We start from the raw sequence: 4,939 nt of genomic DNA, 5'->3' as shown, positions 1-4,939 counted from the left end.
GGGTCCGTTGGGGGTTTTGGGTGTTGAGGATGTGAATGCGCCGCTGTCGTCGTAGCAGTGGATGCGCATCCTTGGCGGCTGCTGAGGGTGGGTGGGGAGGTTTTGGGGGGTCAGTACCTCGGGTGCCTTCGGCGTCACCCCAGATGGGGGTAAGGACCCGTCGATCAATAACTGCGGTTCTCGATCGAGAGAGGCTGCTGTCAGCCCCGCAACAAGACCGACATCAACAACCGGAGTTATTTTCCGGCAGCTCCTGAGCCGGGCGGCTTGCGGATCAGGCGCCCTGGGTGATGGTGAGGGTGAGGATCTGGGGCTTGCTCGCGGGGGCGCCGTCGGGGGCGCCGCCTTCGACTCCGGGGGTGGTGAGGGCGTCGAGGACGGACAGGCCCTCGGTCACCTTCCCGACGACCGTGTAGTTGGTGGCCAGTGCCTGCACGCCGTCCTTGTTCGGGTCCTGGTAGTTGATGAAGAACTGGCTGCCGTTGGTGTTGGGGCCCCCGTTGGCCATGGCGATGACGCCGCGGGTGTATGTGGCGCCGTCGGTGTTCTCGTTGGCGTAGGTGAAGCCCGGGCCGCCCATACCGGTGCCCTGCGGATCCCCGCACTGGAGCACGAAGATGTTCCGGGTGGTTTCGCGGTGGCAGGAGGTGTTGTCGAAGTACTTGGCGTTCGCCAGCGTGAGCAGGGCGCGGACGGTGCAGGGCGCCTTTGCCGCGTCCAGCGCGGCCTTGATCGTCCCCTTGTTCGTGGTGATGGTCATCGTGGCGGGGGAGCGGCTCACCGTGCCGGCTGCCGCGGGCAGGCTGACCGGTCTGGACGGCTCCTGTTCGTCCGAGGTGTAGATGCAGGGGCCGACCTGTGTGGTGGCGGCCGGAGCTGCCGCGGGCGATGCGGCTGCCGCGGGTGGCTCCGTCGCGGGCGATACCGCCGAAGATGACAGGGATGCGGTGTCGTCGTCGCCGGTGAGCAGCAGCGCCGCGGTGATGCCGCCGGTCAGCAGGATCAGGGCGCCCACGCAGACAACAGCGGTCACCCTGCGCTGTCGGCGCCGCGCGGCGGTCCGGCGTGCGGCCTGCCGGGCGGCCTTGCCCACGGCGAGATCGCGCTGTCGGCGCGTCCTGGACGTCACCACCTGTCGGCCTCCCTGTCCATCGTCACGAGGTGGGCGGAATCGTTCCGCCGCCGGCGAGCGTACGGTCAAGGGAAGTGTAGGTAGTCACGGTCCGCCCGCTGCCGCCGCACCGGTATCGTGCCGGGCCCGGCTGTGCGAAAGCTGTGCGTAACCTTCAGATGGCATTAACTGTCATGATCCGGATATTGCCGGATGTTGTCGGATATCGTCAGGGTTCGGAGTGCGGCTGTCCCGCTCGTGGTTGCCGCACCGCCGTGGCATCGCCGCGGGTGGGATTCGGGTGGGGCCGAGGGCTGTGACCGGGGCGGCCGTGCGTTGCCGCGGGCTGTCGCGCCCGCTCCTGACCCGGCCCGCGGTAGCGGGATATCACCGTGCGTGAGGCGCCCGATGCTGGTCTCGGTCAGGTCAGCGGGGCCGGCGCAGTCAGCGGGCCGCGGTGACGCCGTCGTGCTTTCGTGATGGCCGTACCGTGTGCTGGCGCCGGGGTGGTTCGGGCCGGCGCGGTGTGTCCGTCGTCGCTTCCGCTATCGCTGTCCGGGGGATGCCCGGCGGGGCGTCCGGCCTGTTGGTCAGGCACGCGGCGGTGGCCACCGCGAGCTGTGACTCGCGTTGCGCCGCGTCGAGCAGCTCGGCCAGGTTGATGTTGGTCGGAGTACGCAGCGCCCTGCGATGGAGGATCATCCGCCGTTCGGTGACAAGCAGCCAGTCCTCCAGGACACGGCGCCGAGGCAGCAGCGCCAACCGTGCCCGTTGCGCGATCCGAGCGCGCGGCCGGTGTGTCATGGCGATCCATTTCTTCTGTCCGCCTTGGGCCTTGCATCTTGAATATCGAATCTTGAATATCGAATTCTGTCAGAATCGTGAAAAAGGGGGGCGGACGGTCGTCGTGGCAGTCGTTTCCGTGGCTGTCCGCCGTGCTCGCCGCCCTGCTGCGCCCGCCCTTCCGCACTCGTCGTCCATGTTCGTGCCGTCGATCAGGAATCATATTATCGATCAGGGCGGGGTGGTCGGCCGTCCGGCCGGTGCGCCGGTCGGGCCCCGGGGTGCTGGCAGGCCCCGCGGCCGGATTCTGTACGTGGCCGGCCGCTCCCTTCAGGTGGCGGGGGAGCCCGTATGCGGATCCTGATTTCCGGCCGGCCTGTCCGTGTATGCGACCGGGTTGTTCACGCTGCCGGTAACCATTGGACCAGCCACCCTTTCCTGTGCGATACCTGTACCGCCGAAGGTGGCAACGGTGATCATCCAGAAATCATCATCTGTGAGGAGTGCGCGGTGTCGGATATTGTGCTGGCCCTGGTGGCCGAGCTCGTCAGCGCGGCGGTCATCGTGCTGGTCTCGTCGCTGTTCCGGCGGTGGCTCAGGCCGGGTGTCCGGACGGCCTGAGCCTGTCGCCCACCGGCTGTCCCGGATCTTTCCGCCCGAAGGGCTCGGCGGGATCCGCCTGTCCGCCCGCCGTCTCCGCGGGTCGTCGTCAATGGCTGACAGGCACCGGCGACGGCTGACAGGCATCGACGACGACCGACGGTCACCGGCTTCCGGCCGGCCATGGAGCCGGTGACCGTCGGCGGCCTGCTGTCGGGCGTGGCCGCGATCGGCGGCTGCCGTCGGCCCGTGTCCGCCGTCTTCCGGGGTGTCACGTCTCCGCGCCATGCCCTGATTTATCCTGACCTGCAGCTTTTTCCGGGGCCGCGGTGGCCGTGGCGTGGCTGTGCTGGGCGTGGCTGTGCTGGGCGATGTAGGCACCGGCCCCGATCGCCGCCGCGACCGGCCATTCGACGAGTTCGGTGACGGCGAGCACGCCCAGGCCCATGTAGAAGGCGGTCTGGGCTGGTGACGGCAGCCTGACCGGGCCCACTTTCATGCTTGTGCCCGGGGCGCGCGGGATCTCGATGCGGGCCGTGGCGAACGGCGTCCGCAGTGTGGCGGTGTGGGGCCTTCGTGCTTCGCCCTCTTCGCCCGCTCCCGCCCGCCCGCTCTCGTGGCCGGCCTCGCCGCGGGCCCGGCCGGCGCCGGTGGCCTCGTCCGTCCGGCCGGCTCGCGGCTGTTCCGTCCCCGGCCGTTCCGCCGGGGTTCCGGTTCCGTCGCCCGTGTCCGGCCTGTCCTGGTATTCCTCCGCCTGCCTGGCCTCTTCTTTTTCTTCGTCTCGTACGTGATTGTGTGTCTTGGGGGACATCGAGCCTCCCTCCGCTATGATGTCACCCTCCCCAGAGGCAAACCCCGGGTAAACAAAAGATCTCGTCCTGGATAAAATTTCGCCTCGGGTAAAAAGATCCTGGGCCCGGTTCCGGAGATTTTTCGGCGGGGCTGGGGTGGCTGCCGACGTTTCGTCCCGCTTCTGGTATTTCGTTCCTCCTGCGACGACGGTGTCTTGTCGCGATATTCGTCCGGCGACGATGTGCGCGTGTTTCTGACGGTTCTTCTCGTTCGTCCGATGGCCGAGTCCGCCCGGCGGCCTTTCCCGGCGGTTCGGCGATGGCGGACGCACTCCCCGCGACGGCGGGCGCGGGCCATCCGATGGGCCGCCCGCCGGTTAGGCGGTGCCGGCCACCGGGTACCGGCTGTCGAGTGGGGTACCCGCGGGGCCACAGCCGTGGGGGGACGCGGCGCCGGCCATGACGTGCGCTGTCAGGCCACGGTCCGCGCGTCGGCCATGGCCTGACGGCCGATCGGATGTCGTAATCGGATGTCGCATCGGGCGCCGTCCGGGTGTGGCTCGGATGGCATGGCGTCCGCTGGTCGATGCCGCCCCGTCGATGATCGACGGGATCGGGTTGAGCGCGATCGACGGGATCGGTGAGGAGGTCCGCCGATGCGGCTGCCGGATCCCCGCTCGGGTGCGCGGCGTGCCCTGGCCGGAGGACGTCTCCTGTGCGACGCGGGACTGATGCTGCTGGCCGGGCCGCTGCTGGAGCGGATGCCGCTGCTGGAGCGGATGGAGCCCTCCGCCGCGGACCAGTCCGACCACCGGCCTGACCAGGCCGGTCACACCGGTCATGTCGCTCATGTCGGTCGGGCGGGGCGGGCCGCCGGCCGGCTGGCCCGCCCCGGCGGCGACGGGGGCGCCTGTCTCAGGGTGGCCAGCCTGCGGGTGCGCGGCATCGGCGGGCTGTCGCACCCGTCGCGTCGGCGGCTGGTGGAACAGGAGCTGGAACGCCGTCCCGGAGTGCGGTGGGCCCGGGTCAACGCGCCGCTGGGACGGCTCCTGGTTGGCCTGACCGAGCCGTATCCGCGGATGGGTGAGCTGGCCGTGGCCGCCGAGCGTGCCGTTCGCGCCATCCGCGGCGAGCCGGCCGAGCAGCGGGCTGAGCAGGAGACCGCCGGGGATCAGAGCGCCGGGGATCAGAGCGCCGGGGATCGGACCGACGAGGACCAGGGCACGGTGGGCGTGGGTCAGCCGTCCAGGGCCGCCGACCCGCCGGACGCGGTGGCCGTGGTGCTGCGCGCGGCCGCCGCGCTCGCCGCGGACGGGATCGCCCTCACCGTGGCGTCAGTGGGCCGCGCCGCCCGCTGGACGCCGTTGCCGGCGGAGCTCGCCGCGCTGGTCATGGCCGTCGACACCCAGCCGCGGCTGCGCGCGGTCGTGGAGCGGACGATCGGGCCGCAGCGGGCGGACATCGTCCTGGCGGTGGCCAACGCCGCCGCGCTGGGGCTGGCCGGCAGCCACAGCGGTCTCGGTCTGGACGCCGCCCACCGGGTGCACGCCCTCGCCGCCGCCCGGGCCCGCCGGGACGCCTTCGCCGGCTCCGAGCTGCTGGGGGACCCCGACCGGGCCGGCGCCGGGCCGGTGGCCCGCAAGCGGCCCGGGCC

General features: G+C 70.8%; 3 protein-coding genes and 1 pseudogene. 1 reads left to right on the top strand and 3 read right to left on the bottom strand.

Annotation, left to right across the window (positions count from 1 at the left end; translation table 11 throughout):
• Positions 1-274: 274 nt before the first annotated feature.
• The 3 genes from NBX02_RS12665 to NBX02_RS12655 form a co-directional block, all read right to left on the bottom strand.
• Positions 275-1,132: a peptidylprolyl isomerase gene (locus NBX02_RS12665; RefSeq protein WP_250284377.1), complete on the bottom strand. Its 858-nt coding sequence runs from the start codon at positions 1,130-1,132 to the stop codon at positions 275-277.
• Between the two features lie 423 nt (positions 1,133-1,555).
• The gene (locus NBX02_RS12660) at positions 1,556-1,915 is read right to left on the bottom strand and encodes a hypothetical protein (RefSeq protein ID WP_250284376.1); all 360 of its coding nucleotides are present in this window, start codon (positions 1,913-1,915) and stop codon (positions 1,556-1,558) included.
• 850 nt (positions 1,916-2,765) lie between these two features.
• The gene (locus tag NBX02_RS12655; protein WP_250284374.1) at positions 2,766-3,305 is read right to left on the bottom strand and encodes a hypothetical protein; all 540 of its coding nucleotides are present in this window, start codon (positions 3,303-3,305) and stop codon (positions 2,766-2,768) included.
• A gap of 636 nt (positions 3,306-3,941) precedes the next feature.
• Between NBX02_RS12655 and NBX02_RS12650 the strand changes: the two are divergent.
• Positions 3,942-4,939, top strand: a pseudogene (locus tag NBX02_RS12650) (cation-translocating P-type ATPase); the annotation flags it as partial.

Origin of the sequence: Protofrankia sp. CiP1_Cm_nod1, from assembly GCF_920888515.1 — a bacterium.
In the GTDB taxonomy this organism is placed as follows: domain Bacteria; phylum Actinomycetota; class Actinomycetes; order Frankiales; family Frankiaceae; genus Protofrankia.
This window is presented reverse-complemented; position numbering and strand designations above follow the sequence as displayed.

Coding starts and splice junctions, on each gene's coding strand:
- NBX02_RS12660 (WP_250284376.1), bottom strand. CDS start 1,915: ATGACACACCGGCCGCGCGCTCGGATCGCGCAACGGGCACGGTTGGCG.
- NBX02_RS12655 (WP_250284374.1), bottom strand. CDS start 3,305: ATGTCCCCCAAGACACACAATCACGTACGAGACGAAGAAAAAGAAGAG.